The organism is Microbacterium marmarense, from assembly GCF_037204165.1.
GTDB lineage: Bacteria > Actinomycetota > Actinomycetes > Actinomycetales > Microbacteriaceae > Microbacterium > Microbacterium marmarense.
This window is the reverse complement of sequence record NZ_JBBDGL010000002.1, coordinates 661,830-685,666: the sequence shown is the minus strand read 5'-3', so window position 1 is coordinate 685,666 and position 23,837 is coordinate 661,830. Positions and strand designations below refer to the sequence as shown.

The 23,837-nt window shown below is 63.1% G+C and carries 18 protein-coding genes and 2 riboswitches; of the genes, 9 read left to right on the top strand and 9 right to left on the bottom strand.

Annotation, left to right across the window (positions count from 1 at the left end):
* Nucleotides 1–4: 4 nt before the first annotated feature.
* The 4 genes from nadC to WDU96_RS09690 are packed head-to-tail and all read right to left on the bottom strand — an operon-like array spanning nucleotide 5 to nucleotide 4,561.
* The gene (gene nadC / locus WDU96_RS09705; RefSeq protein WP_337338278.1) at nucleotides 5–862 is read right to left on the bottom strand and encodes a carboxylating nicotinate-nucleotide diphosphorylase; all 858 of its coding nucleotides are present in this window, start codon (nucleotides 860–862) and stop codon (nucleotides 5–7) included.
* Nucleotides 856–2,475: an L-aspartate oxidase gene (gene nadB / locus WDU96_RS09700; protein WP_337338277.1), complete on the bottom strand. Its 1,620-nt coding sequence runs from the start codon at nucleotides 2,473–2,475 to the stop codon at nucleotides 856–858. The genes nadC and nadB overlap by 7 nt, the downstream gene beginning before the upstream one ends.
* A complete protein-coding gene (nadA, locus tag WDU96_RS09695; RefSeq protein WP_337338276.1) occupies nucleotides 2,472–3,824 on the bottom strand; it encodes a quinolinate synthase NadA in 1,353 nt (450 codons plus the stop codon). Before nadA ends, nadB begins: the two co-directional genes overlap by 4 nt.
* Before the next feature lie 11 nt (nucleotides 3,825–3,835).
* The gene (locus WDU96_RS09690) at nucleotides 3,836–4,561 is read right to left on the bottom strand and encodes an NUDIX hydrolase (RefSeq protein ID WP_337338275.1); all 726 of its coding nucleotides are present in this window, start codon (nucleotides 4,559–4,561) and stop codon (nucleotides 3,836–3,838) included.
* A gap of 131 nt (nucleotides 4,562–4,692) precedes the next feature.
* On the opposite strand from WDU96_RS09690, the gene WDU96_RS09685 reads away from it, so the two are divergent.
* Nucleotides 4,693–5,862, top strand: coding sequence for a MarP family serine protease (locus WDU96_RS09685; RefSeq protein WP_337338274.1), 1,170 nt, complete (start codon nucleotides 4,693–4,695; stop codon nucleotides 5,860–5,862).
* Nucleotides 5,863–5,948: 86 nt separating this feature from the next.
* Here WDU96_RS09685 and WDU96_RS09680 read toward each other — a convergent pair whose 3' ends face one another.
* Genes WDU96_RS09680 through WDU96_RS09670 form a run of 3 tightly spaced genes read right to left on the bottom strand, consistent with a single transcriptional unit; the run spans nucleotide 5,949 to nucleotide 8,553 of the window.
* The gene (locus WDU96_RS09680) at nucleotides 5,949–6,773 is read right to left on the bottom strand and encodes a MetQ/NlpA family ABC transporter substrate-binding protein (RefSeq protein WP_337338273.1); all 825 of its coding nucleotides are present in this window, start codon (nucleotides 6,771–6,773) and stop codon (nucleotides 5,949–5,951) included.
* Nucleotides 6,774–6,832: 59 nt separating this feature from the next.
* Nucleotides 6,833–7,582 (bottom strand): methionine ABC transporter permease, encoded by a 750-nt coding sequence (locus tag WDU96_RS09675; RefSeq protein ID WP_337338272.1) that lies wholly within the window; start codon nucleotides 7,580–7,582, stop codon nucleotides 6,833–6,835.
* A complete protein-coding gene (locus WDU96_RS09670; protein WP_337338271.1) occupies nucleotides 7,579–8,553 on the bottom strand; it encodes a methionine ABC transporter ATP-binding protein in 975 nt (324 codons plus the stop codon). Before WDU96_RS09670 ends, WDU96_RS09675 begins: the two co-directional genes overlap by 4 nt.
* A 213-nt stretch (nucleotides 8,554–8,766) precedes the next feature.
* A riboswitch (glycine riboswitch) is annotated at nucleotides 8,767–8,863 on the top strand.
* Between the two features lies 1 nt (nucleotide 8,864).
* A riboswitch (glycine riboswitch) is annotated at nucleotides 8,865–8,973 on the top strand.
* 49 nt (nucleotides 8,974–9,022) lie between these two features.
* On the opposite strand from WDU96_RS09670, the gene gcvT reads away from it, so the two are divergent.
* The 3 genes from gcvT to gcvP are packed head-to-tail and all read left to right on the top strand — an operon-like array spanning nucleotide 9,023 to nucleotide 13,422.
* Complete coding sequence (gene gcvT / locus WDU96_RS09665; RefSeq protein ID WP_337338270.1) at nucleotides 9,023–10,141, top strand: glycine cleavage system aminomethyltransferase GcvT; 1,119 nt, start codon at nucleotides 9,023–9,025, stop codon at nucleotides 10,139–10,141.
* A 21-nt stretch (nucleotides 10,142–10,162) separates the two neighbouring features.
* Nucleotides 10,163–10,546, top strand: a complete 384-nt coding sequence (gene gcvH / locus WDU96_RS09660; protein ID WP_337338269.1) for a glycine cleavage system protein GcvH — start codon at nucleotides 10,163–10,165, stop codon at nucleotides 10,544–10,546.
* Nucleotides 10,543–13,422: an aminomethyl-transferring glycine dehydrogenase gene (gene gcvP, locus WDU96_RS09655; protein ID WP_337338268.1), complete on the top strand. Its 2,880-nt coding sequence runs from the start codon at nucleotides 10,543–10,545 to the stop codon at nucleotides 13,420–13,422. Before gcvH ends, gcvP begins: the two co-directional genes overlap by 4 nt.
* A 74-nt stretch (nucleotides 13,423–13,496) precedes the next feature.
* Here gcvP and WDU96_RS09650 read toward each other — a convergent pair whose 3' ends face one another.
* A complete protein-coding gene (locus tag WDU96_RS09650) occupies nucleotides 13,497–14,360 on the bottom strand; it encodes a CPBP family intramembrane glutamic endopeptidase (RefSeq protein WP_420063951.1) in 864 nt (287 codons plus the stop codon).
* 154 nt (nucleotides 14,361–14,514) lie between these two features.
* Between WDU96_RS09650 and WDU96_RS09645 the strand changes: the two genes are divergently transcribed.
* The 3 genes from WDU96_RS09645 (at nucleotide 14,515) to WDU96_RS09635 (ending at nucleotide 19,348) form a co-directional block, all read left to right on the top strand.
* Complete coding sequence (locus tag WDU96_RS09645; RefSeq protein ID WP_337338267.1) at nucleotides 14,515–16,356, top strand: ABC transporter family substrate-binding protein; 1,842 nt, start codon at nucleotides 14,515–14,517, stop codon at nucleotides 16,354–16,356.
* A 210-nt stretch (nucleotides 16,357–16,566) separates the two neighbouring features.
* Nucleotides 16,567–18,111, top strand: coding sequence for an ABC transporter permease (locus WDU96_RS09640; protein ID WP_337338266.1), 1,545 nt, complete (start codon nucleotides 16,567–16,569; stop codon nucleotides 18,109–18,111).
* Nucleotide 18,112: 1 nt separating this feature from the next.
* On the top strand, nucleotides 18,113–19,348 hold the full coding sequence (locus WDU96_RS09635) for an ABC transporter permease (RefSeq protein WP_337338265.1): 1,236 nt from the start codon (nucleotides 18,113–18,115) through the stop codon (nucleotides 19,346–19,348).
* Here the strand turns inward: WDU96_RS09635 and WDU96_RS09630 are convergent.
* A complete protein-coding gene (locus WDU96_RS09630) occupies nucleotides 19,339–19,938 on the bottom strand; it encodes a PH domain-containing protein (protein WP_337338264.1) in 600 nt (199 codons plus the stop codon). The genes WDU96_RS09635 and WDU96_RS09630 overlap by 10 nt on opposite strands.
* Nucleotides 19,939–19,967: 29 nt before the next feature.
* On the opposite strand from WDU96_RS09630, the gene WDU96_RS09625 reads away from it, so the two are divergent.
* Both WDU96_RS09625 and typA read left to right on the top strand, forming a co-directional pair.
* Nucleotides 19,968–21,674, top strand: coding sequence for an ABC transporter ATP-binding protein (locus tag WDU96_RS09625; RefSeq protein ID WP_337338263.1), 1,707 nt, complete (start codon nucleotides 19,968–19,970; stop codon nucleotides 21,672–21,674).
* A gap of 137 nt (nucleotides 21,675–21,811) precedes the next feature.
* On the top strand, nucleotides 21,812–23,728 hold the full coding sequence (gene typA, locus WDU96_RS09620; protein ID WP_337338262.1) for a translational GTPase TypA: 1,917 nt from the start codon (nucleotides 21,812–21,814) through the stop codon (nucleotides 23,726–23,728).
* Nucleotides 23,729–23,837 lie beyond the last annotated feature (109 nt).

The window sequence follows — 23,837 nt, the reverse complement described above, 5'->3', positions numbered from 1 at the left end:
GTACTCAGTGTGTGTCGATATGCACGTCGAGGCCTAGATCGAGCGCCCGTGCCGAATGCGTGAGGGCGCCGACCGAGATGACATCGACACCGGTGACAGCGATAGCCCGCACAGTTTCGAGCGTGACTCCGCCGGACGCTTCGACTGTGGCCCGCCCGGCGATCTGAGCGACACCGGTGCGCAATTCGTCGATCGAGAAATTGTCGAGCATGATCGTCCCGACGCCGGCAGCGAGCACATCTTCGATCTGATCGAGTCGGTCCACCTCGACCTCGATATGAGCCGTGTGAGGAAGCCGCCGCTTCGCTTCTTGCAGCGCTTCAGTAATCGACGCGCCGTCGCGCGTGAGGATCGCGAGGTGGTTGTCTTTGGCCATCACCGCGTCGGAAAGTGAGTATCGGTGATTGCGGCCACCACCATCGCGCACCGCCTTGCGTTCAAATGCTCGCAATCCAGGCGTGGTCTTTCGGGTGTCAGCGATGCGGGTTGCGGTCTCAGCGACCTCGGCCACAAACAGACCTGTCAGCGTGGCGATGCCAGACATGCGCTGCGCAAAGTTGAGGCCGATGCGCTCTGCGGTGAGCACACCGCGGGCCGGCCCGCTCACCGTCGCGAGCACATCGCCCGGGTCGAACCATTCGCCGTCTGCCACGACGAGTTCGACCTCGACGCGTGGGTCTGTCAGGCGAAAGGCGGTAGCGAACACCTCGCCGCCGCTGAATATCCCGCGTTCGCGCGCCACGAGGTCGGCACGCGCCACTGAGATCTCGTCGATCAGATATTCGCTGGTGAGGTCGCCCCAGGGGGCATCCTCTTCGAGTGCGGCAGCGACAACACGGTCGATGTGCGCACGGGTCAGCATGCGATCGCCTCCTCGTGAGCGTGAGCGTGAGCGTGAGTGTGAGCCATGCCGCGCGTGGATGGTGCACCCTGATCGTACGCCGCAGCATCCTTGCGAAAATGAGCGCCGCGAGATTCCCGACGCTGGCGGGCCGCGGTCACCAGGTGTTCTGCCACCAGAAGCAGATTCTCGTCTTCGAATTGCCGCTCTGTGCGCTGCTCGCGAGCTGTCTTGCGCCAGACGGCGATCACCTCGGCCGCATGGGCAAGGCCGGTCTCGTCGCGCACGAGGCTGGCGTTGTCCCACATCAGCTCTTGCAGCGCTTCGCGCGAGAATGGGGGCACGGGTGCGTTGAGGTTTCGACCGTCACTGACCAGATGGGGGAGCGCAGCACTGGGCATTGAGGGCCAGCGGCCTGAGGTAGCGTCGGCCGCAATCAGGTCACCCGCTCGAGCGCCGAATACGGCGCCTTCGAGTAGCGAGTTCGACGCAAGGCGGTTCGCACCGTGCACCCCCGTGCGCGATACCTCGCCGACGGCGTAGAGTCCGCGTACGCTGGTGCGCCCGTGGAGGTCTGTGGTGACACCGCCCATCAGATAGTGGGCCGCCGGAGTCACCGGAATAGGCTCGCGGGCCCAGTCGAAACCGCGTTCACGCACGGCACGATCGATCGTCGGGAAGCGCTGGGCGAGAAACGTTGCGCGTTCGTCAGCGTCTGTGGAGTGCAGCTGAGTTGCATCCAGATACACCGCCCTACCGTTCTGGGCATCCATCTGCTTCGCGATCGCGCGAGCCACGATGTCGCGGGGCGCAAGCTCGCCGTCAGGGTGCGCGTCGAACGCGAAGCGCCGGCCGTGCTCATCGACGAGTGTCGCGCCCTCGCCGCGCACCGCTTCCGACACCAAGAACGCTTCGCCGGCGGCAATGATGGTCGGATGGAACTGGAAGAACTCCAGCTCTTGCACGTGCGCGCCAGCGCGAATGGCTGCGGCAATGCCATCGGCCGTGGCGACCTCGGGGTTCGTGGAGTGTGCGTAGAGCTCTCCCGCGCCGCCGGTGGCGAGCACCACGGCATCGGCCCGCACCGTTTCGCTTGTGCCTGCGCTGCCGGCTGCGACGTCGTCTATGAGCAGCTCAATGCCGGTCACTCGTGAGTCAGAAACCACGAGATCGACGAGAAATGCATGTTCGATCACACGCACGTTCGAGGCGCGAAGACTCGCCACGAGTGCCTTCTCAATCGCTGTGCCGGTAGCGTCACCGCCCGCGTGGAGTATGCGCGGGTAGGAGTGAGCGGCTTCGAGGCCTTTCACGAAGTCGCCGTCGGCGGCGCGATCAAACGCGACACCGAGGTCGATCAGTTCGCGAATGCGGGCCGGCCCCTCTTCGACCAGCACCCGCACAGCCTCGGGATCGTTCAACCCGGCACCAGCGGTCAGCGTGTCGCGCACGTGATCTTCGATGCGGTCGTCGTCAAACATGACCCCTGCGATGCCGCCCTGGGCGTATCGGGTGTTGGCGTGTTCCAGCACGTCTTTGGTCACCAGGGTCACTCGACAGCCGTGGGCCACCGCGTGCAGCGCCACCGTCAGTCCGGCAATGCCGCTGCCGACGATCACCGCGTGCGGCGTCATGATGCGCTGCTGTCAGTGAGCGCGGGTGCTGCGGGCGGTTTGGCTGCGAGCATGCGCTCAAGAGCGACGCGGGCAGGGGCGGCGACATCGGGAGCAACAGTGATGCGATTGAGCACGGTGCCGGCTACCAGACCTTCGAGCACCCACGCCAAATAGCCCGGGTGGATCCGGTACATGGTCGAACATGGGCAGACCACCGGGTCTAGGCAGAAGATCTCATGCTGTGGATGCTGCGCGGCCAGACGCTGCACGAGATTTACTTCGGTGCCGATCGCGAAGGTAGTCGGCTCGGAAGCCGCTTCGATGGCCTTTCGGATGTAATCCGTCGAGCCCGCTTCATCGGCGGCGTCGACGACCTCCATCGGGCACTCGGGATGCACGATGACACGTACACCCGGGTGCTCGATGCGCGCCTGCTCGATCTGGGCAACACTGAAGCGTCGGTGCACCGAGCAGAAACCATGCCAGAGAATCACGCGAGACTCTTCGAGGGTGTCGGGGGTAGATCCACCGAACGGCTTTCGCGGGTTCCACATCGGCATGTGCTCGAGCGGCACGCCCATCGCTTTGGCGGTGTTGCGCCCGAGGTGCTGGTCAGGAAAGAACAGCACTCGACGACCGCGCTCGAAGGCCCACTCGAGCACCGTGCGGGCGTTGGACGAGGTGCAGACGATGCCGCCGTGGCGACCGACGAACCCCTTGATGGCGGCCGATGAGTTCATGTAGGTCACGGGAATGACTGGCACGAGCCCGTCAGCGTCAACAGCATCCATGTCGCCATAGATCTCTTCGAGCTGCTCCCAGCACTCCTCGACCTGGTCGATGTCTGCCATGTCAGCCATCGAACAGCCCGCGGCAAGATTCGGCAGGATCACGGCCTGCTCGTCGCCTGAGAGCAGGTCGGCGGTTTCTGCCATGAAGTGCACACCGCAGAACACGATCGCCTCTGCTTCGGGGTGTGCCTTCGCGGCGTTTGCGAGCTGGAACGAGTCGCCGACGTAGTCTGCGTGCAGCACAACCTCTTCGCGCTGATAGAAGTGCCCGAGCACGACGACTCGGTCGCCGAGCGTGGCCTTGGCTGCGACGATGCGCTCGTTGAGCTCGTCTTCTGACGCCTCGCGGTACTGCAGGGGCAGCTCTCCCTGGCGGGGAGAGCCGGTGGGAATCACGTCGCCCATCGAAGAGCCAGGTCCGTAGCCAGGGCGACCATCGAAGTCCCAGGGGCCGGCTGCGAGGTCGGTGTTGCAGGTTTCGCCGACAGCCTCACCGGTCACGATCGCCTGAATGGCGTGATCGACAGAGGGATCGGTGTCTGGACGGGACTGAAGTGCGATGTTGACAGCAGGCATGAGGGCTCGATTCAGGGGCGTACGCCGAGCGGGCCGCGATCGGCAAGCTCAACATCTTGATTGAAGCGGTAAAGACGGGCGGGGCGATGGCTGCCCTTGCGGAAACGGTCGGTAGGAAGAAGCGTGTCGGTGCCCTCGACTTGGCGGCGAAAGTTCGCGGGGTCGAGCTTGCGGCGAAGGATCGACTCGTACACTTCTCGCAGTTCGGCGAGCGTGAACTCGTCCGCGAGCAGGCCGTGCGCGATCTGGCTGTAGCCGACCTTGTTGCGAAGTCGCCACAGCGCGTAAGCAACGATCTGGTTGTGATCGAATGCGAGATTCGGCAAGTCATCGGCATCGAACCAGCGCACATTCTCGTCAGAGGTATCGGCCATCTCGTCCGGGCGAATTAGCGCCCAGTAGACGATGGAAACCACCCTCGTGGGGGAGCGGTCGACCGCTCCAAACGCATAGAGCTGCTCCAAATAACTCGGAGCGAGCCCGGTCGTCTCGGCCAGCGTTCTCGACGCCGCGGCATCCAGGTCTTCGACGATGTCGAGCCATCCACCCGGCAAAGCCCACTGACCCTCGTGTGGATCACTCTGGCGTCGAACGAGGGGCAGTGCCACGCTTGCCCGTTCTTGACCCGCTGAGCGGCGAAGCGTGAAGATCACCGTCGAGACAGCGACGCGCGTGCCGGGCGCGACGGAACTCGTGGCGCCGGACGCGCGGGGGGCTGGGGCGTTCGTTATGGTCATGGTGACTTTTACTCCGCTCTCATCTTAGTGTCGCTGTGACCAGAAGTGCAAAACATCACCGGATTCAAAGGTTCACCTCGTAACCTTGCCGTCCGTGCGCAAGACCGCGCGATCTACCCCCGGAGGACCGCGTGCCGATTGTCGACATCGTGTTGGTCGTGATTCTGGTGATCGCTCTGTTTGGCGGGGTTTCGCGCGGTTTCACCGGAAGCATCGGCCTTTTCGCGGGTCTGGCCGCTGGAGCCGCGATCGCATACTGGGCGGCTCCGCTCATCAACACAGGGTGGCCGTGGCCGGAGTGGGCGCTCCTGGCAAGCGTGCTGTCGGCACTGCTGATCTTGGTTCTCGGAGCATCGATCGGCGCATCCGTTGGCGCTGCAGTGCGCCGCGGTGTTGATCGAACCCCGCTTCGGGCGATTGATCGGCTCCTGGGCGCAGCGACGGGTGTCGTGGTCACCTCGCTCGTGATCTCTTTGGCAGCGACCAGCGTGATCGCGGCGGGCGTGCCGGTGTTGGCAACCGCGCTGTCATCATCGACGGTGGTGCGCACGATCGACCAGTTGACGCCGGAACCGGTCGACCGTGCGCTCGCGGAAGTGCGTTCGATGGTCATCGACGAGGGGCTCCCGCAGCTGGGCGATCTGCTCGAAGTCACACCGCAGGTGGCAATGCCCGCTGTCGATCTCGACGATCCGGAACTGGCCTTGGCCGCCGCCTCCGTTGCGCGCGTTTCTGGAACCGCCTTCGCCTGTGGGCGCAGCTCGACCGGAAGCGGTTTTGTGATCGCAGAAGATCTCGTCGTCACCAATGCGCACGTCGTTGCCGGCGTCGATCAGCCCCACGTGGAATTGCCCGGGCAAGCATCTCGAGAAGGCCGCATCGTCTACTTTGATCCGATCGATGACCTCGCGGTGATCGCCGTGGACGACCTGGGCGTGGCCCCGCTGCAAGTTGCACCCGTGCTCGATGCTGGCGCTGCCGCGGTCGTGCAGGGTTATCCGCTCGGTGGTCCCTTCACGATGGTGAGCGCTTCGGTGCTCTCAACCGGAACGGTGCCCATTCCCGATATCTACGACGAGAGCTCGACTCCACGCGACATCTACGCTCTCGAGGCTGTGGTGCGCCCTGGCAACTCTGGCGGACCGCTGCTGACCGCAGATGGTGAAATCGCGGGCGTGGTGTTCGCTCGAGCCGAAGCCGACGACAATCTGGGCTACGCGATGACGACGGCAGAACTTATGCCAGTGATTGCGCAGAGCGACACCCTCACACAGTCGGTCTCGTCAGGAAACTGCACGTGACCGTGACCGTGACCGTGACCGTGACCGCGGGCTAAACGCCAGTGGGGTGGGATGCCGCAGCATCCCACCCCACTCGCATTCGTGGACTACTCGGCAGGAATAACCAGCCCGTTATAGTTCTCGATGATCCACTCCTGCGTCTCGACGGACGTCAGCAGTTCGTAGAGCGTGACGATGCGGGGATCATCAATCAGCTCACCACGGGTGGCGAGGATGTTGAAGTAGGGGCTATCGGTTGATTCCGTGAGAATCTGCAGATCTCCGCTGAGCCCAGCAGCGGCCGCGAAGCTGAAGTTGACGATGGCGGCGTCCTGCTGCTGCAGGGCCGTGGGCAAGCTCGCGGCGTCGATCTCAGTGAACTCGAAACCGCGCGGGTTCGCGGTGATGTCGGCGATCGTGGTTGGTTCTGCCGTGGTCTCGATAAGTCCGGCATCGGCGAGCAGCAGAAGGGCGCGGGACTCATTGCTGGCGTCGTTGGGCAAGGCGATCTCGGCGCCGTCAGGCAGTTCGTCGATTGAGGCCACGGTCTCGGAGTACAGGGCGAGCGGCGGCAGGTACACCTCGCCGACAGAAACCAGGTCGTCGCCCGAATCGGTGACGAACAGGTCGAGGAACGGCGCGTGCTGAAAGAGGTTCGCGTCGGTGGCGCCCTGGGCAAGCGCCGGGTTCGGCGTGTTGTAGTCACTGAACTCGGTGATCTCGAGGTCAAGGCCTGCTTCTTCGGCAAGGTTGTCTTGCACGAAGGCCAGGATCTCGCCGGCTGGTACGGCCGTTGCTCCCACGACGAGTGTGCCGAGGTCTTCTTCGGGCGCCGCATCGGCGTCGGCGGACGTGCCGGCGCACGCGGTAAGTGCGAGCGAGACAGCGGAAACGCCGACAAGCGCAGCAGCGAAGCGGGTGGAGATAGACATATTTTTCCTTTCGATGAAACAAGATGGCGCGCCGCAGTACGACTCGCCGAAGCAGGTGGTCAGACGCTGGCGGCGGTCGCTGACTTCTTGTTGCGACCGGAGCGCGATCGCTCATGGTCGATGCGTCGCGCGACGAAGCTGCCGGTGGATTGCAGTACCTGCACCATGATGAGAAGAACAATGATCACGGCAACGATGTACTCGGTGCTGTACCGCTGATAGCCGTAGCGGATGGCGAGGTCGCCAAGCCCGCCCGCGCCGATGACGCCCGCGATCGCCGAGAAGTTGATGATTGACACCACGGTGGTGGTGAAGCCCAGCACGATTGACGGCAATGCTTCGGGAACGAGCACCTTGCTGAGGATCTGCCAGCGAGTAGCTCCGAGGGCTTCGGCTGCCTCGACCTTTCCAGGCGATACCTCGCGCACGGCGATCTCAACGATGCGAGCGAAGAACGGAATGGCGGCCACGCTCAGCGGCACGATTGCGGCAGTTGATCCGAACGAGGTGCCGATCAGCACGTACGTCACGGGGATCAGCGCGATCATCAGAATGACGAACGGCACGGAACGGGTGATGTTCACCACGATCGCCACAATGACATTGATCGTACGCCCGAGTCCGCGGCTGCCGAACGGAGCCTGCAAGATGCCGCCGCGATCGGTAGCGACGAGAATCACACCGACCGCAAGACCGACGATGAACGTCACGATCATCGTGACGACGACCATGTAGAGGGTTTCCCATGTCGCTTTTGCGAGGTTCTCCAACAGGTCAGCCCAGAACCCGGGATCAGTCGAATCGATCATGCTCGGCTCACTTCCTCGACCACGAGGCCTTGGGATCGCAGGTCTGCCAATACCGCAGCGGTGTCAGCCGCGGCAGGAATCTCTAGTCGGGTACGGCCGGTCTGTACCCCATTGATCGTCTCGATTGCCGCGCCGAGCAAGCCGACGTCGGCGGTGTGATGACGGGCAAGACGCGTGATGACGGGCTCGGTTGCGGACAGACCCGTGAAGGTCACGTCAACCACCGTGCCGCTGCCCACAGCAGGAACGTCTCCCAGCGGAAAGAGCTGCCGAGCGATGACGGATCCGGGGGTGCGCAGCAGATCGTGCAGGCGACCGGTTTCGACTACGCGACCGTGTTCCATGAGCGCTGCCGAAGAACACACGCCTTTGACGACGTCCATCTCGTGCGTGATGAGCAGCACGGTCAGCCCGAGTTCCCGATTAAGGGTGCGCAGCAGGTCCAGAATGCTCAGCGTCGTTTCGGGATCTAGAGCGCTGGTCGCTTCGTCAGAGAGCAACACGCGGGGGCTCGTTGCGAGCGCCCGAGCAATTCCGACGCGCTGCTTCTGCCCACCCGAGAGCTCCGATGGGTAGGCATGTGCTTTGTCGCCCAGGCCCACCAGATCAAGAATCTCGCCCACCCGCGCAGTACGCTCCCGGCGCGAAACACCCTGCGCCTCCAGCGCGAGCGAAACGTTGCCCGCTGCGGTGCGGCGCGAAAGCAGGTTGAAGTGCTGAAAGATCATGCCGATGTCATGGCGAGCGTCGCGCAGCGCTTCGCCCGTCAGTGCGGTGATCGTGCGGCCAGCAACCTCCACGGTGCCGGAATCCGGCTTCTCCAAACCGTTGAGAGTACGAATGAGCGTGCTCTTGCCCGCGCCGCTGGTGCCGACAACGCCGAAGATCTCGCCCTCGGGCACGCTGAGCGAGACATCGTCGAGGGCGCGAACGCCAGAGAACGTTTTATAGAGGTGAGTAGTTGTAATCATCGCAAGCACGACGAAACGCACCACCGGGCGGTGACGCGCACCGCCGTCGGTGAGGGAGAGTCCAGAGTGACTGACACGCAGCGGTTGACAGCAATCGTGTTACATCGTGTGACCTTGTAAGGCTCCGGGAGTCGAGCAACAGGTGCTTCGGTACATCTGCGGTTTTTTGCACCGCGCGACCGATATGCTGATCGAACACGTCAATATCGGCCAATGACCCGGGCGGGAGAGCCTCGACAGCAATCGTGTCGGGCACCGAAGGAGCAAGCCTCCCCGCCAATCTCTCAGGTACGCGTACCGTCCTGGTCGGCCAACTCTGGAAAAGGATCGACGTCGTCGACCCTGCCGAAGGTGAAAGCTGTCGCATCCGCCCATCTGGGGCTGTGTCGGCGAAACTCTCAGGCCAATGACAGAGGGGGAGTTCCCTAGGGTGCATTCGTGCGCCTGCCCGAACCGACCGGGAGAACTCATGACCGACCCCCGCACGACCGTTCTGCATCATCGCCACGAGGCTCTGGGCGCATCGTTCACTGACTTCGGTGGCTGGCTGATGCCGGTCCGCTACAGCTCAGACCTCGCTGAGCATCGCGCCGTACGCTCCCGTGCGGGCCTGTTCGACATCTCGCATATGGCGGAGTTCCTCATCGAAGGTTCCGGCGCTGGCGACTACCTCGACTATGCGCTCGCCGGCAAGTTCACGGCGATGCCGATCTGGAAAGCGAAGTACAGTCTGCTGCTTGAGCCCAGCGGCGGCATCATCGACGATGTCATCGTCTATCGCCTTGCTGACGAGCGCTATTTGATCATCTCGAACGCCGGCAACCGCGCGGCTGTCGCGGCCGCCCTGGCTGAGCGCTCCCAGTCGATGGATGCTGAAGTGACTGATGTCACCGACGAATACGCATTGATCGCTGTGCAGGGGCCCGTCGCGCGGACGGTGCTCGAAAAGACCGACTCGATCACCGATCTGGGCAAGCCGCTCGACGAGCTGAAGTATTACGCCGCCGTCGATGCACGCTTTGATTCAGCACCCCTGCTGATCGCACGCACCGGCTATACCGGTGAAGATGGCTTCGAACTGCTGATTCCCGTCGATAAGGCTCCCGACCTCTGGGACGCGCTCGCCGCGGCGGGCGAGCCCCTGGGGCTCGTGCCCGCCGGTCTCGCATCGCGCGATACGCTGCGCCTCGAAGCAGGCATGCCGCTCTACGGTCACGAGCTCTCGCTCGACATCGTCCCCGCGCAAGCCGGGCTGGGTCGGGTCGTTGCCAGCGATAAGTCTGACTTTGTCGGGCGCGACGGGCTGGCGGCCAGAGATGCCGATGGTGCTGCTGTGCTCGTGGGCTTGGTCAGCGAGGGGCGTCGGGCAGGTCGCTCCGGCTACGCCGTGTTCGATGTCGCTGAGGGCGGTGAAGCCATCGGCGAGATCACCAGCGGCGCGCTCAGCCCCACACTGGGCCACCCGATCGCGATGGCCCTTATCTCACCGTCGGCCAGCACCGCTGGCACCACGCTCTTTATCGATGTGCGGGGAACCCGCATTGCCGCCACCGTTACCGCCCTGCCGTTTTATCGGCGCAGCAACTGATCAACCTCACCGGAGAAAACCATGAATGACCTCAACTCACTCAAGTACACGGCCGAGCACGAGTGGATCGCTTTCGACGGCGAGACCGCGACCGTGGGCATCACCGACTTCGCGGCCGACAAACTCGGCGACGTCGTTTTCGTGGAACTGCCGGCAGTCGGCGACACCGTGACTGCTGGTGATGTCTGCGGCGAGATCGAATCCACCAAGTCGGTCGGTGAGCTGTACGCGCCGCTGAGCGGTGAGGTTGTCGCGACCAACGAGACCGCGGTCGATGACCCGTCGCTGGTGAACTCCGACGCATTCGGCGCGGGATGGCTGATCAAGATCGCCACGGACGCGGCGGCCGTTGACGCCTTGCTCGACCGCGACGCCTACGTCGCACTCACCGGCGGCGAAGAATGAGTGGCAGTTTCGCCCAGCGCCACATCGGACTTGACGCCGCGGCGCAGCGCACCATGCTTGACGCCCTGGGATATGCAGATGTAGAAGCGTTGCTGACCACAGCAGTACCAGCATCCATTCACGTCCAGCCGAGACCGACCAGCGATATTCCTCCAGCCGCCACCGAGGCAGAGACATTGGCCCAGTTGCGCGTTCTCGCATCGCAGAACCATGCCGCCCGGCCGATGATCGGCCTGGGGTACTACGACACCTTCACCCCGTCTGTGATCACGCGGAACGTGCTTGAGAACCCGTCGTGGTACACCGCCTACACGCCCTACCAGCCCGAGATCTCTCAGGGCAGACTCGAAGCGCTCATCAACTTTCAGACCATGGTCACCGACCTCACGGGGTTGACCACGGCGAACGCCTCAATGCTCGATGAATCGACTGCCGTCGTGGAGGGCATGCTCGTTGCCCGTCGCGCCTCGAAGTCGCGCTCAAACGTCTTCGTGATGGATGCTGACACTCTGCCGCAGACCAAGGCTGTGATCGGCCACCGCGCCGAAGCGCTCGGTATCGAGCTTCGATACGCAGACCTCGCGCATGCTGATGACGTTGGTGCTGTGATCGGTGAAGACATCTTCGGTGCGTTCGTGCAGTACCCCGGAGCATCCGGGCATATCTGGGATCCCAGCGATGTCGTGACCGCGGTGCACGCGCAGGGCGGCGTCGTAGTGGCGGCGGCCGATCTGCTGGCGCTGACGCTGTTGCGCTCGCCCGGCTCGTTTGGCGCAGACGTCGCCGTCGGCACCACGCAGCGATTCGGAGTGCCGATGGGATTCGGCGGCCCACACGCCGGTTACATGGCGGTACGAGCGGGACTGGAGCGTCAGCTTCCGGGGCGACTCGTGGGCGTGTCGAAGGATGCGGCGGGTCAACCGGCGTACCGGCTGTCGTTGCAGACGCGCGAGCAGCACATTCGTCGTGAGAAGGCGACGAGCAACATCTGCACGGCGCAGGTGCTTCTCGCAGTGATGGCGTCAATGTATGCGGTGTACCACGGGCCTGCGGGTCTGCGCGAAATCGCGAGCGAAGTCGCTCAGAAGGCTGAAGCGCTCGCCGAGCGACTGCGCTCGTATGGCCTCGCGCTCGTGAGCGATTCGTTCTTCGACACGATTCGCGTCGTGACGCCCGGCCCTGCTTCGCGTGTGATCGCGCGCGCCCGATCGAAGGGGTATCAACTCTACGAAGCTGACGAGGCGACGGTCGCAGTGTCAGTCGATGAGACGACGACCGCTGATGACCTGGCGGCGGTTGCTTGGGCATTCGGGCTGCCCGAGTCTGAAGAGCTTCAGCTGTCGTTCGCTGAGAGCAACGCAATCGCAGGGGTGCCGGTTGAGCTCAACCGGGTAGAGGAGTTCCTGACGCATCCGGTGTTCAACACGCACCACTCCGAGACGGCGATGATGCGCTATCTGAAGGTGCTCGCCGACCGCGACTACGCACTCGATCGCGGCATGATCCCCCTCGGCTCTTGCACGATGAAGCTGAACGCGGCAACAGAGATGGCGGCCGTATCGTGGCCCGAGTTCTCTCGCGTGCATCCCTTCGCGCCCGAAGCTGACGTGCGCGGCTACCTCGTCATGATCGAACAGCTTGAGCGCTGGCTTGCCGAAGTCACCGGCTATGACGCCGTCTCGTTGCAGCCGAACGCGGGTTCGCAGGGTGAGCTGGCGGGGCTGTTGGCGATTCGCGGCTACCACCACGCGAACGGTGAGACCGAGCGCACTGTGTGTCTCATTCCCTCCTCAGCACACGGAACGAATGCCGCCTCCGCGGTGCTCGCCGGCATGAAGGTCGTTGTCGTGGCGTGCGACGAAGCCGGAAACGTCGACCTCGATGATCTGCGCGCCAAGATCAGCGCGCATGCCGAGCTGCTGTCGGCTCTGATGATCACGTACCCTTCGACGCACGGGGTGTACGAGCACGATGTGCTGGAGATCACGCAGGCTGTGCATGACGCCGGCGGGCAGGTATACGTCGATGGCGCCAATCTCAATGCGCTGCTCGGCTACGCGCGCTTCGGTGACCTCGGCGGCGATGTGTCGCATCTCAATCTGCACAAGACCTTCGCGATTCCGCACGGGGGCGGTGGGCCGGGCGTTGGTCCAGTCGCGGCAAAGGCTCACCTCGCGCCTTATCTGCCGGGTCACGAAATGCAGCAGCGAGAAGATCATGCCGGTGGCGTCTTCTCTGGCGGTGCGGTCGCGGGTGCTCCGCACGGATCGGCCAGCATCCTGCCGATCTCCTGGGCCTATATGCGCATGATGGGAGCCGAAGGACTGCGTGACGCGACCGCGGCGGCCGTGCTCTCGGCGAACTACATCGCCTCGCGGCTGCGCGATTACTATCCAGTGCTGTACACCGGCGAGGGCGGACTCGTGGCGCACGAGTGCATTCTCGATCTGCGCCCGCTCAAAGAGAGCACGGGGATCACCGTCGACGATGTGGCCAAACGGCTCGTTGACTACGGTTTCCACTCGCCGACGATGTCATTCCCGGTCGCGGGGACGCTTATGGTCGAGCCGACGGAGTCAGAGGATCTCGGCGAGATCGACCGTTTCATCGAGGCGATGATCGCAATCAAGGCCGAAGCTGACCGTGTGGCTGCGGGGGAATGGCCCGCGAATGACAACCCGCTGGTGAACGCTCCGCACACGGCGCAGTCGGTTGTCGGCGACGAATGGGCTCACCCGTACTCACGTGAGATCGCGGTCTATCCGGTGCCGACGCTCGTGCGCAACAAGTACTGGGTGCCCGTCAGGCGCATCGACCAGGCGCACGGCGACCGCAACCTCGTGTGCTCGTGCCCGCCTATCGAGGCCTTCGCCTGAACCCGAACAACGACAAGAGGAGGGATGCCATGGCATCCCTCCTCTTGTCGTTTGTGAGGCGAGCGCCTGCAGCGCTACGGCGTCGCGCTGGGCGTTGGGGTCGGGGTCGGGGTCGGGGTCGGTGACTCTGCGGGAGGCGCGCCGAACAAACCCGGCCAGAGGGCGACTGCGAGCGGGTAGCCGACAAATGCGACGATGTCGATCAGCGTGTGAGCAATGACGAGCGGCATCACCCGTCCCCAGCGCTTGTAGCACCAGCCGAACACGACACCCATTGCGAAATTGCCGATGATCGGACCGATGCCCTGGTAGGCGTGGTAGGCGCCCCGCAGTGCGGCCGTCGTGAAGATGATGCTCCACCATCCCCATCCCAGCCGTCGCAATCGGTCGAACAGGTAGCCGATGAAGATCACTTCTTCGGTGAGACCAGCACGAAGCGCCGCCAGGATCAGCAGCGGAACTGTCCACCAGGCGGTATCAAGCGGCGACGCCTGCACGTCTACCGTGATTCCGAGCGCACGTCCGGCGGCGTAGAGCGCGAGACCCGGAATGCCGATTGCCGCACCCAGCAGCAGCGCCCTTGCGAAGTCTCCTCCGAACCGGCGAAAGTCCAGTCCCATGCGGCGCAGTGCGTTTGCTGAGGGCTCCCACATCAGAAACACCACCAGAGCCACCAACGACAGACCGAAGAAGATCGACAGCGATTGGTAGAGCACATCCCAGAAGGCTGCAGAGTCGCGCGATGCGTTGAGTTGGGTCTGCTGCTCGCCGATCGGCGTGGGGCGCAAGAGCGCTCGCACGAGCGAAAGCACGGAGTACACCGCAGACTGCCCGACGGTGATGGCGAGCACAATACCGATCTCCCAGCGCTGACGCACCCGGGCGCCGTGCGTCAGCGGAGGCGGATCGAGCAGATTCCGGGGGAGGGAAGTATTCACGTTGTCAGATTGTCACACGCTTGTCGCTTTGAGTTAAGGATATGTAACGGTTTGCGTTTCTGCTTTGTTCGGATCGCCAACGGTGCTTATCGTGTCCGTGACCGTGTCCAGCGCTGCCACAGGCTGGGCACTTAACCCTTGCACAGGAGGAAATGTGAAGATCGCACGCTTGACGGCGGGCGTGGGGATCGTTGCAGTCGGAGCACTTACGCTCGCTGGCTGCGGCAACCCCTACGAGTCTGAAGTCGTAGAAGGCACGGAGATCACGGTTGCTTACAACTCGGGATTCTTCCACTTCAACGATGACAGCGGTGCCGGAAACAACACAGCCAACGGCAACGTCAAATACATGACGGACACGTCATTCGGGTACTACAACAACACCCCCGAGTACGTTCACAACACGGATTTCGGCTCATACGAGCAGACTTCGGACGACCCGCTCACGGTGGAGTACACCATCACCTCAGACGCAGTGTGGTCTGACGGTGTGGCCATCGATGAGGCCGACATGCTCTTGCAGTGGGCTGCGATGTCAGGAAATGTCACGGACGCGTTCGCACCCGCGGCGACCACGGGCTACAACCTCGTCACGACAACGCCTGAGACCGGCGAGAAGTCCATCTCCTTCGTCTACGACGAGCCCTACGTGGACTGGGAGCTCGTGGGACCGCTTGGCGTTTCCGCACACGGCACCTATGCGCTCGCCTTCCCAGACGAGTACGCAGACGTTCAGGCTGCATACGACGAGGGCGACATGGACGCCTACCAGGAAGCTGCGGCAACGTTTGCCGAAGACGCCAAGCAGAAGGTCGTCGACGCTATCACCAGTGGCGACGAAGAAGTTCTCGCGGCTCTCGGTGAAGCATGGAACACCGGCTACGGCTACACCACACTGCCCGAAAGCCCCGCAGCGGCGCTGACGAGCGGTGCGTACATCATCGACGACATCGTCGAGGACCAGTACATCACCGTGGCAGCCAACCCCCTTTACACCTGGGGACCGTCGCCCAAGTTCGAGAAGATCACGATCCGTACGATCGCTGACGCAACGACCGCCCTGCAGGCTCTGGAGTCGGGCGAGCTCGACATCTGGACCGGCCAGCCGACGTCTGACATTCTGGAGCTCGCGAACGAGATCGCGACCGCCGATGTTCAGACCGCGGTTCAGGCTTCGCACGAGCACGTCGACCTCACGGTCAACAACGGCGGCCCGTTCGACCCGGCCACCTATGACGGCGACGAGGCGACCGCTCTTGCTGTGCGCACCGCGTTCCTGAAGACCATCCCGCGCCAGGAGATCGTCGACAAGATCATCGCCCCGCTTCAGGCTGACGCAGAGGTTCGCAACACGCACCTCGTCAGCCCGGCGGACCCGGAGCGCTACCCGCTCCTGTCAGACACCAACGGCTCGGCCGAATACGCTGACGTCGACATCGAAGGCGCTAAGGCGCTGCTCGCTGAGGCTGGCATCGAGGGCACTGTTGAGGTCGGCTTCTGGTACCCCGAGGGCAACGTCCGTCGTGGCCAGGAGTACGAACTGATCGCATCGTCGGCAGCACTTGCTGGTTTCGAGCTGGTCGACGAGAGCGAGCCCGACTGGCTCTTCACCGACCCGGCTTCGGTTCCGGTCAACAACCACGACGCGGTTATCTTCGCGTGGTCGCAGACCAGCCTCGCAGTCGGTGGATCTGACCAGATCTACGCATGCTACGAAGACCCGCTCGCCAAGGGCGGAAACTACAACGGTTACTGCAACGAGGAGGTCACTGACCTGCTCAACCAGCTGAACGTGACCGCTGACTACGACGAGCAAACCGCTCTTCTCGAGCAGACTGAAGCCGCTATTTGGGCTGACTCAGTGTCGATTCCGATCTTCCAGTTCCCGGGTCTGCTCGTTTCGAGCGACAAGGTGACCGGTGTCGAGTCGATGCCGCTGAGCCCGGACTACTTCTGGAACTTCTGGGAGTGGGCACCGGCCGAGGATTCCGAGTAGAAATCGGTTGACCTCAAGGGAGGGCGGGCTCGATGCCCGCCCTCCCGAGTCGACGACTCAAAGACTGTGGGCGCCGCGGGGACCCCCGGCGCCCACAGTCGCGTCATCGCGCATACGCACCCGTACGCTCGTTGACGTAGTAGCTTGAGCAGACCGCTCGCGAATGGAACGAACCATGAGTAACCTCACAACCTCGCACGGAGGTCGGCAGTGCTGACCTACATCCTGAGGCGGCTAGGAGCGACCGTACTGGTCCTGCTCGTTGCCTCGTTCATCGTGTACACGTTGACGGCCATCACCGCTGATCCCCTCGCGGATCTAAAAGGATCAAGCGCACCGAACCGTGACGAGCTCATCGCGTTTCGCACCGAGCAGCTGCGCCTGGACCTCGCCATCCCGCTGCGATACTTCGTCTGGCTCGGCGGCGCGGCCAAGTGCCTCGTGCCGGGCGTTCTCGAGTGTGATCTTGGTGCGGCGTTCAGCCGGAGTTATCAGCCGGTCACCGACGCGCTCGGCTCAGCAGCCGCATCGACCATTCAGCTGGTCACAGCGGCAACCATTGTCGCCATCCTCTTCGGTCTCACGATCGGAATCCTGACGGCTCTTCGCCAGTACAGCGGCTTCGACTACACCGTGACTTTCCTCACCTTCATCGTCTACTCGCTCCCGATCTTCTGGGTGGCTGTGCTCCTCAAGGAGTACGGCGCGATTCGGTTCAACGAGTTCTTGAGCGATCCGGTGATCACATGGCCAGCGATTCTGATCACCGGTGCCGTCTGGGGCTTGATCGTGATGAGCATCATCGGCGGCAACGCGAAGAAGCGACTCATCTCGTTCACCGGGGCATTCGTGGCAACGGCCGGACTCTTGTGGCTCCTTGGCGTCATGGACTGGTTCTCACGCCCCCAGATCACGATCGTCGGTGTGATCATCACCGGCGTGGCAGCAGCCGTAGGAATCACGGCTCTGTCTACCGGCCTCGCGAACAAGCGCGCGCTGTATTCATCGCTGATCGTTGTCGCGATCTGGGTCGCACTGTATGTGCCGCTTCAGTACCTGTTCTTCTACGTGCCAACCGGCTGGATGCTCCTGGGCCTCGCCGTTGCTGCCATCGGGCTCGGTATCGGCGTAGGTGCGCTCATCGGCGGTGATGGCCGCAAAGAAGCGGCGCGCACCGCTGCCATCGTGAGTTTCATCACTTTCTTCGTCATCGTCATCGACCGTGTGATGCTCGTCTATCCCGACTACGTCGACCGCATTCCGCAGAGCGGGGTGATTGCCACCATCGGCGCACAGACGCCCGGTCTGCAGGGCGACATGTGGTTTGAGATTCTTGACGGCTTCGCCCACCTCGTCTTGCCGACCATCGCGCTCGCGCTCGTCTCGATCGCCGCGTACACGCGCTACGCACGCTCTAGCCTCCTCGAGGTGATGAACCAGGATTATGTGCGCACAGCGCGTGCCAAGGGGCTCACCGAGCGCACCGTGATCATGCGTCACTCGATGAGAAACGCGCTCATCCCGATCGCTACGATCATTGCTTTCGACATCGGAGCGCTGATCGGCGGTGCGGTGATCACCGAGACGATCTTCGCCTGGAAGGGAATGGGGGCGCTGTTCGTCGACGGACTGAATGCGGGCGACGTCAACCTCGTGATGGGCTTCTTCGTTGTCACCGGAATTCTCGCCGTGGTCTTCAACCTGATCGCCGACCTGCTGTACTCCGCTCTTGACCCCCGGATTCGGGTGAACTGACATGACCACGACACCAACGAACGCGCCGCAGGAAGACCGCGGCAACGAGCAGAGCATCGAACAGAAGGCGATTGCGGGCCTTAGCCAGGGAACCCTGGTGCGCCGCCGCTTCTTCCGACACAAGTTCGCGTTGATCGCGATGGTCGTGCTCTTCCTGGTCATCGTGCTGGCATTCAGCTCGGTCGGAACGGTCGTGGGCGGCACAGGCAATCTGAAGGCGCTTCCCAACGGCACGCTCACCGTAGACGGCTTCCGTATTCCCGGCTGGTGGCCCCTCAACTGGTGGACGACCTACCCCGTGATCAATGGCGGCCAGCCCACGCTGTCGCTCTGGCCATTGAGCTTGGGTGAGCATCCCTTCGGCCAGGACACGCTCGGCAAAGATGTGTTCGCGCAGGTGATGCGCGGTACTCAGCAGTCCATCACTGTGATGTTCCTCGTCGGCATCGGCTCGCTGATCGTGGGCGTTGTCATCGGCGCACTGTCGGGCTACTACCGCGGCTGGGTCGATTCACTGCTCATGCGTTTCACCGACGTGATCATCATCATTCCGATCATTGTCATCGGCTCGATTTTCGGAAAGCTCTTCGGCGGCAATGCGATCGTCTTCGGCATCTTCCTCGGCCTGCTGAGCTGGACGGGCCTTGCGCGATTGGTTCGAGGTGACTTTCTCGCACTCCGAGAACGAGAGTTCGTCGATGCTGCGCGCGTCGCCGGCGCGGGCAGCGGGCGCATCATCTTCCGCCATATTCTGCCGAACGCGGTCGGTGTGATCATCGTCAACACCACGTTGCTCATGAGCGCCGCAGTGCTCATCGAAGCGGCGCTGAGCTTCATCGGGTTCGGGATCACCTATCCCGATATCTCACTGGGCCAGATCATCAGCGAGTACCGTGAAGCATTCCGCACGCGACCCTGGTTGTTCTGGTGGCCGGGTTTGTTCATTGTGACTCTCGCGTTGTGCATCAACTTCATCGGTGACGGCTTGCGCGATGCGTTCGACCCTCGCCAGCAGGGCAAGGTGGGCCGCAAGGCAGCCAAGACTGTCGCCGCCATCCCGTCGATCCAGGCCGTGCAGATGGTTGAGATGGAAACGTCTGAGGAAGACCCAGACCTGCCGCGCGCGATGTTCAGTGAGTCGACGGACGAAGCGGCAGCCTACGAGGACCCCGCAGAACGCGGGACCGTCGAGGGGCCCGATAGGGGAGACCCCGGCGCTAAGGGTGATCAGCCGTGAGGTGCGAACAAGCTCAGCAACGTCGCAGCGACGAGAACCGCACTCACGATAAGTGTGACAACGTGCCAGCTCGTCGTGGTTCCGCCGCCAAGCGTGGCACCGCCTGCTTGCTGGTAGGCGGCGAGGTGCCTGCGCACAAGAGCGGCAGCTCCGCCCGAGAAGCTCGTCTCCGAATCGGAAGGACGCCGCGAATCTCCCTCGCCGGGAGTGAGCGATACTTCTTCGCGTCGCGTGGACAGCGCCTGGCGGGCGCCCGGAGCCGGCGCCGCCCAAGCCTGGATCTTGCGTCGGTCTTTGGTCACCAGGGTGAGGGCGAATCGAGTATCGACGATGTCGAGATCACCCCAGGGCACCCGATGGGTGCGAACCAGGTTGCGAACTTCAACGAAACCGTCGGTGACCGTGACAGCTGGCTGAATGTAGAACAGCCAGGCGCTCCAGGCCAGCAGAACGATGGGCCAGCCCCATCGAAGCAGCGCGGTCAGATCTTCGGTGAGCACAATGAAGATCAGCGCGGCAGCGCACACGGCCATCGCGATGATCGCGAGTATTACCCCGCCGCGTGGACGGAAGACAACCGGCTGGGACATTCGACAATCCTGACACGAGGGACCACACGATGAGTACGAGTAAAGACGCATCCGTCGTCTCTCACGCACCGAAGCCGGGTGAGCCCGTGCTTTCAGTCAGCAACCTAGGCGTCGAGTTCTGGGTCGGCGATCGCTGGGCAGCCGCTGCGAAACATGTCACCTACGACCTGATGCCAGGAAAAGTGCTCGCCATTGTGGGCGAGTCGGGTTCGGGCAAGAGCACCAGCTCTATGGCCATCATGGGACTCTTGCCCAAAAACGCCCGAGTAACAGGTAGCGCAAAGCTGTCGGGGCGCGAACTGATCAACGCCCCGATCGAATCCCTGCGCAAGGTGCGCGGTGAGGGTATCTCGGCGATCTTCCAAGAGCCGATGACGGCATTGAACCCGGTCTACACGATCGGTTTTCAGATTGCCGAGACGGTGCTCACCCACCGCTCGAACATGACTCGAAAGCTCGCCAAGGCACGCGCGATCGAGCTGCTCGGTCTGGTAGAGATGCCCGACCCCGAGAAGGCCTACAACTCCTACCCGCACCAGTTGTCGGGTGGGCAGCGACAGCGTGCCATGATCGCGCAGTCGATTGCCCTAGACCCGCGAGTTCTCGTCGCCGACGAGCCGACCACGGCGCTTGACGTCACGGTGCAGGCTGAGATTCTCGATCTGCTTCGCAACCTGCACCAGAAGCTCGATTCGGCGATCATTCTCATCACCCACGACATGGGTGTGGTCGCCGATATGGCCGACGACGTGATGGTCATGAAAGATGGCGCGGTGGTGGAGCATGCCACGGCGACCGATCTGTTCGCCGCGCCGTCGCATCCCTACACTCAGGCGCTTATGGCATCGGTTCCCCACCTCGGATTGGGGGAGGCAACCTCCGACGTGCACGGCATTCGTGAAGACTCGACGGCGGCTCTTCACCTGGAGAACGTCTCCATCGAGTACCCCAAGCGCGGCCGTGTTCCGGCCTTCCTCGCCGTCAGCGAAGCATCCCTGTCGATCCAGCCGGGCGAAGTGATGGGCCTGGTGGGCGAGTCCGGGTCGGGGAAGACCACCATCGCCAGGGCAGTCGTCGGCCTCGTGGCGCCGAAAGAAGGCACCTTGCGAGTCGCAGGGCAAGACATGATCGGGGTGGATGCCAAGCAGTTGCGCGCCGTGCGTCGCAAGATCGGCATCGTCTTCCAAGACCCGGGCTCGTCGCTCAATCCGCGTTGGCCGGTCGGCGAGTCGATCGGGGAGCCTCTCGAGCTTGCCGGACGCGATCGCAAAGAGATCTCGAAGCGGGTAGAAGACCTGCTTGACCTTGTCGAGTTGCCGCGTGACTTTCGCAATCGCTACCCGCACGAACTCTCTGGGGGCCAGCGTCAGCGCATCGGCATCGCTCGGGCGCTTGCACTTGACCCTGTAGTGCTCGTGGCAGACGAACCGACGAGCGCGTTGGACGTCTCGGTTCAGGCCCGTGTGCTTGAGCTGCTGCAGAACATCCAGAAGGAGAAACAGTTCGCAACCTTGTTCGTCACTCACGACCTGGCTGTCGTGGATCTGCTGGCAGACCGCATTGCGGTGATGCAGCACGGCAAGATCGTTGAGCAGGGCTCGAAGGAGCAGATTCTGCGCAACCCGCAGAATGACTACACCAAGCGCCTCATCGCCGCGGTTCCCGTGCCCGACCCTGCCGAACAGCGTGAGCGTCGCCTTGCGCGGGCGGCGCTGTTGGGGCGCACCGCGAGCTAGCGGCAGGCGAGAGAAGCAACCTGCTCGAAAGCGATCTGAGCGCCCTGAAACGGGCCCTCAGGTCGCTTTCGGTCTCCTGCGATAGGCTGGTCATGCCGGCATCCCGGCTACCTCCCACATCTTGCAAGGAATCCTTCATGGCGCACGCCTTCCGCTCAGACCTGCGAAACGTCGCGATCGTTGCCCACGTTGACCACGGCAAGACCACATTGGTCGATGCCATGCTCCGCCAGACCGGCTCTTTCGGCGAGCACTCGCACGTTGAAGAACGCGCGATGGACTCGAACGATCTAGAACGCGAAAAGGGCATCACGATCCTCGCGAAGAACACCGCGATCAGCTACAGCGGGTTGCACGCACCCGATGGTCAGGCTGTCACCATCAACGTGATCGACACTCCCGGCCACGCGGACTTCGGTGGTGAGGTTGAACGTGGCCTGTCGATGGTTGACGGTGTCGTTCTACTCGTCGACGCCAGCGAGGGCCCACTTCCGCAGACGCGCTTTGTGCTGCGCAAAGCGCTTGAGGCCAAACTGCCGGTTATTCTTCTCGTCAACAAGACCGATCGTCCTGACGCGCGCATCGCCGAAGTTGAAGAGGAAGCACACGACCTGCTTCTCGGTCTTGCTTCCGACCTCGTCGACGATGTGCCCGACCTCGACGTCGACGCTCTTCTCGACGTTCCTGTGGTGTACGCGAGTGGTCGTGCGGGGGCAGCATCCCTCACCCGTCCCGACAATGGCGCGCTCCCTGACAATGACGACCTCGAGCCGCTGTTCGAGGCGATCCTGAAGCACGTACCGGCACCCGAGTACGACGACGAAGCGCCGCTGCAGGCCTGGGTCACCAACCTCGACTCCAGCCCGTTCCTCGGTCGACTCGCTCTGTTGCGCGTGTTCAATGGCACGCTCAAGAAGGGGCAGACGGTTGCCTGGGTGCGTGCTGACGGCACCACGAGCAACGCTCGTATCACCGAGCTTCTCAAGACCCGTGCGCTCGAGCGCTATCCTGCCGAGACGGCGGGCCCCGGCGACATCGTCGCCATCGCAGGTTTTGAAGACATCACGATCGGTGAAACCATCGCCGACCCAGAAGATGTGCGGCCATTGAAGGCGATCACGGTCGACGACCCCGCCATCTCGATGACCATCGGCACGAACACCTCGCCGTTGATGGGCAAGGTCAAGGGCCACAAGCTCACCGCTCGCATGGTGAAGGACCGCCTCGACCGCGAGCTCATCGGCAACGTCTCGCTGAAGGTTGTCGACATCGGCCGCCCAGACGCGTGGGAAGTTCAAGGACGCGGCGAGCTGGCTCTCGCCATCCTCGTCGAGAACATGCGCCGGGAGGGCTTCGAGCTGACAGTGGGCAAGCCCCAGGTGGTCACCAAGAAGATCGACGGCAAGACGCACGAGCCGTTCGAGCACCTGACCATCGACGCCCCCGAGGAGTACCTCGGGGCGATCACGCAGCTCATGGCTGCGCGCAAGGGCCGCATGGACAACATGACCAACCACGGCACCGGTTGGGTGCGCATGGAGTTCATCGTTCCGTCACGCGGTCTCATCGGCTTCCGCACCGAGTTCTTGACCACCACGCGAGGCACGGGGATCGCGAACGCGATCTCACACGGCTACGAGCCCTGGGCTGGTCACATCGTGACCCGTCAGAACGGGTCGATCGTTGCTGACCGCATGGGCGTTGTCACGCCGTTTGCCATGATCGCACTCCAGGAGCGCATGTCGTTCTTCGTTCAGCCGACGCAAGAGGTCTACGAGGGAATGGTCATCGGTGAGAACTCACGTGCCGACGACATGGACGTGAACATCACCAAAGAGAAGAAGCTCACCAACATGCGTGCAGCCAGCTCTGACACATTCGAGTCGATGACGCCTCCGCGCCTGCTGACTCTTGAAGAGAGCCTTGAGTTCGCTCGCGACGACGAATGCGTTGAAGTGACTCCCGAGGTCGTGCGCATCCGCAAGGTGAGTCTCGACGCCAACGAGCGCGCGCGCAACACCGCACGTTTGAAGAAGCAAGACGCCAACGCGTGATCTGATCAAAGCGGGCGGGCACCTGAGGGTGCCCGCCCGCTTTGTCTTTGTTGCGCGGGGGAAAAGCCAGCGCTGGCCGCAACGCGAGAGACGCTGCGCAGATAACATC

Bases quoted from the DNA above. Each gene is read 5' to 3' on its own strand.
- nadC (WP_337338278.1), bottom strand. From the start codon at position 862: ATGCTGACCCGTGCGCACATCGACCGTGTTGTCGCTGCCGCACTCGAA.
- nadB (WP_337338277.1), bottom strand. From the start codon at position 2,475: ATGACGCCGCACGCGGTGATCGTCGGCAGCGGCATTGCCGGACTGACG.
- nadA (WP_337338276.1), bottom strand. From the start codon at position 3,824: ATGCCTGCTGTCAACATCGCACTTCAGTCCCGTCCAGACACCGATCCC.
- WDU96_RS09690 (WP_337338275.1), bottom strand. From the start codon at position 4,561: ATGACCATAACGAACGCCCCAGCCCCCCGCGCGTCCGGCGCCACGAGT.
- WDU96_RS09680 (WP_337338273.1), bottom strand. From the start codon at position 6,773: ATGTCTATCTCCACCCGCTTCGCTGCTGCGCTTGTCGGCGTTTCCGCT.
- WDU96_RS09675 (WP_337338272.1), bottom strand. From the start codon at position 7,582: ATGATCGATTCGACTGATCCCGGGTTCTGGGCTGACCTGTTGGAGAAC.
- WDU96_RS09670 (WP_337338271.1), bottom strand. From the start codon at position 8,553: ATGATTACAACTACTCACCTCTATAAAACGTTCTCTGGCGTTCGCGCC.
- gcvT (WP_337338270.1), top strand. From the start codon at position 9,023: ATGACCGACCCCCGCACGACCGTTCTGCATCATCGCCACGAGGCTCTG.
- gcvH (WP_337338269.1), top strand. From the start codon at position 10,163: ATGAATGACCTCAACTCACTCAAGTACACGGCCGAGCACGAGTGGATC.
- gcvP (WP_337338268.1), top strand. From the start codon at position 10,543: ATGAGTGGCAGTTTCGCCCAGCGCCACATCGGACTTGACGCCGCGGCG.
- WDU96_RS09635 (WP_337338265.1), top strand. From the start codon at position 18,113: ATGACCACGACACCAACGAACGCGCCGCAGGAAGACCGCGGCAACGAG.
- WDU96_RS09630 (WP_337338264.1), bottom strand. From the start codon at position 19,938: ATGTCCCAGCCGGTTGTCTTCCGTCCACGCGGCGGGGTAATACTCGCG.
- WDU96_RS09625 (WP_337338263.1), top strand. From the start codon at position 19,968: ATGAGTACGAGTAAAGACGCATCCGTCGTCTCTCACGCACCGAAGCCG.
- typA (WP_337338262.1), top strand. From the start codon at position 21,812: ATGGCGCACGCCTTCCGCTCAGACCTGCGAAACGTCGCGATCGTTGCC.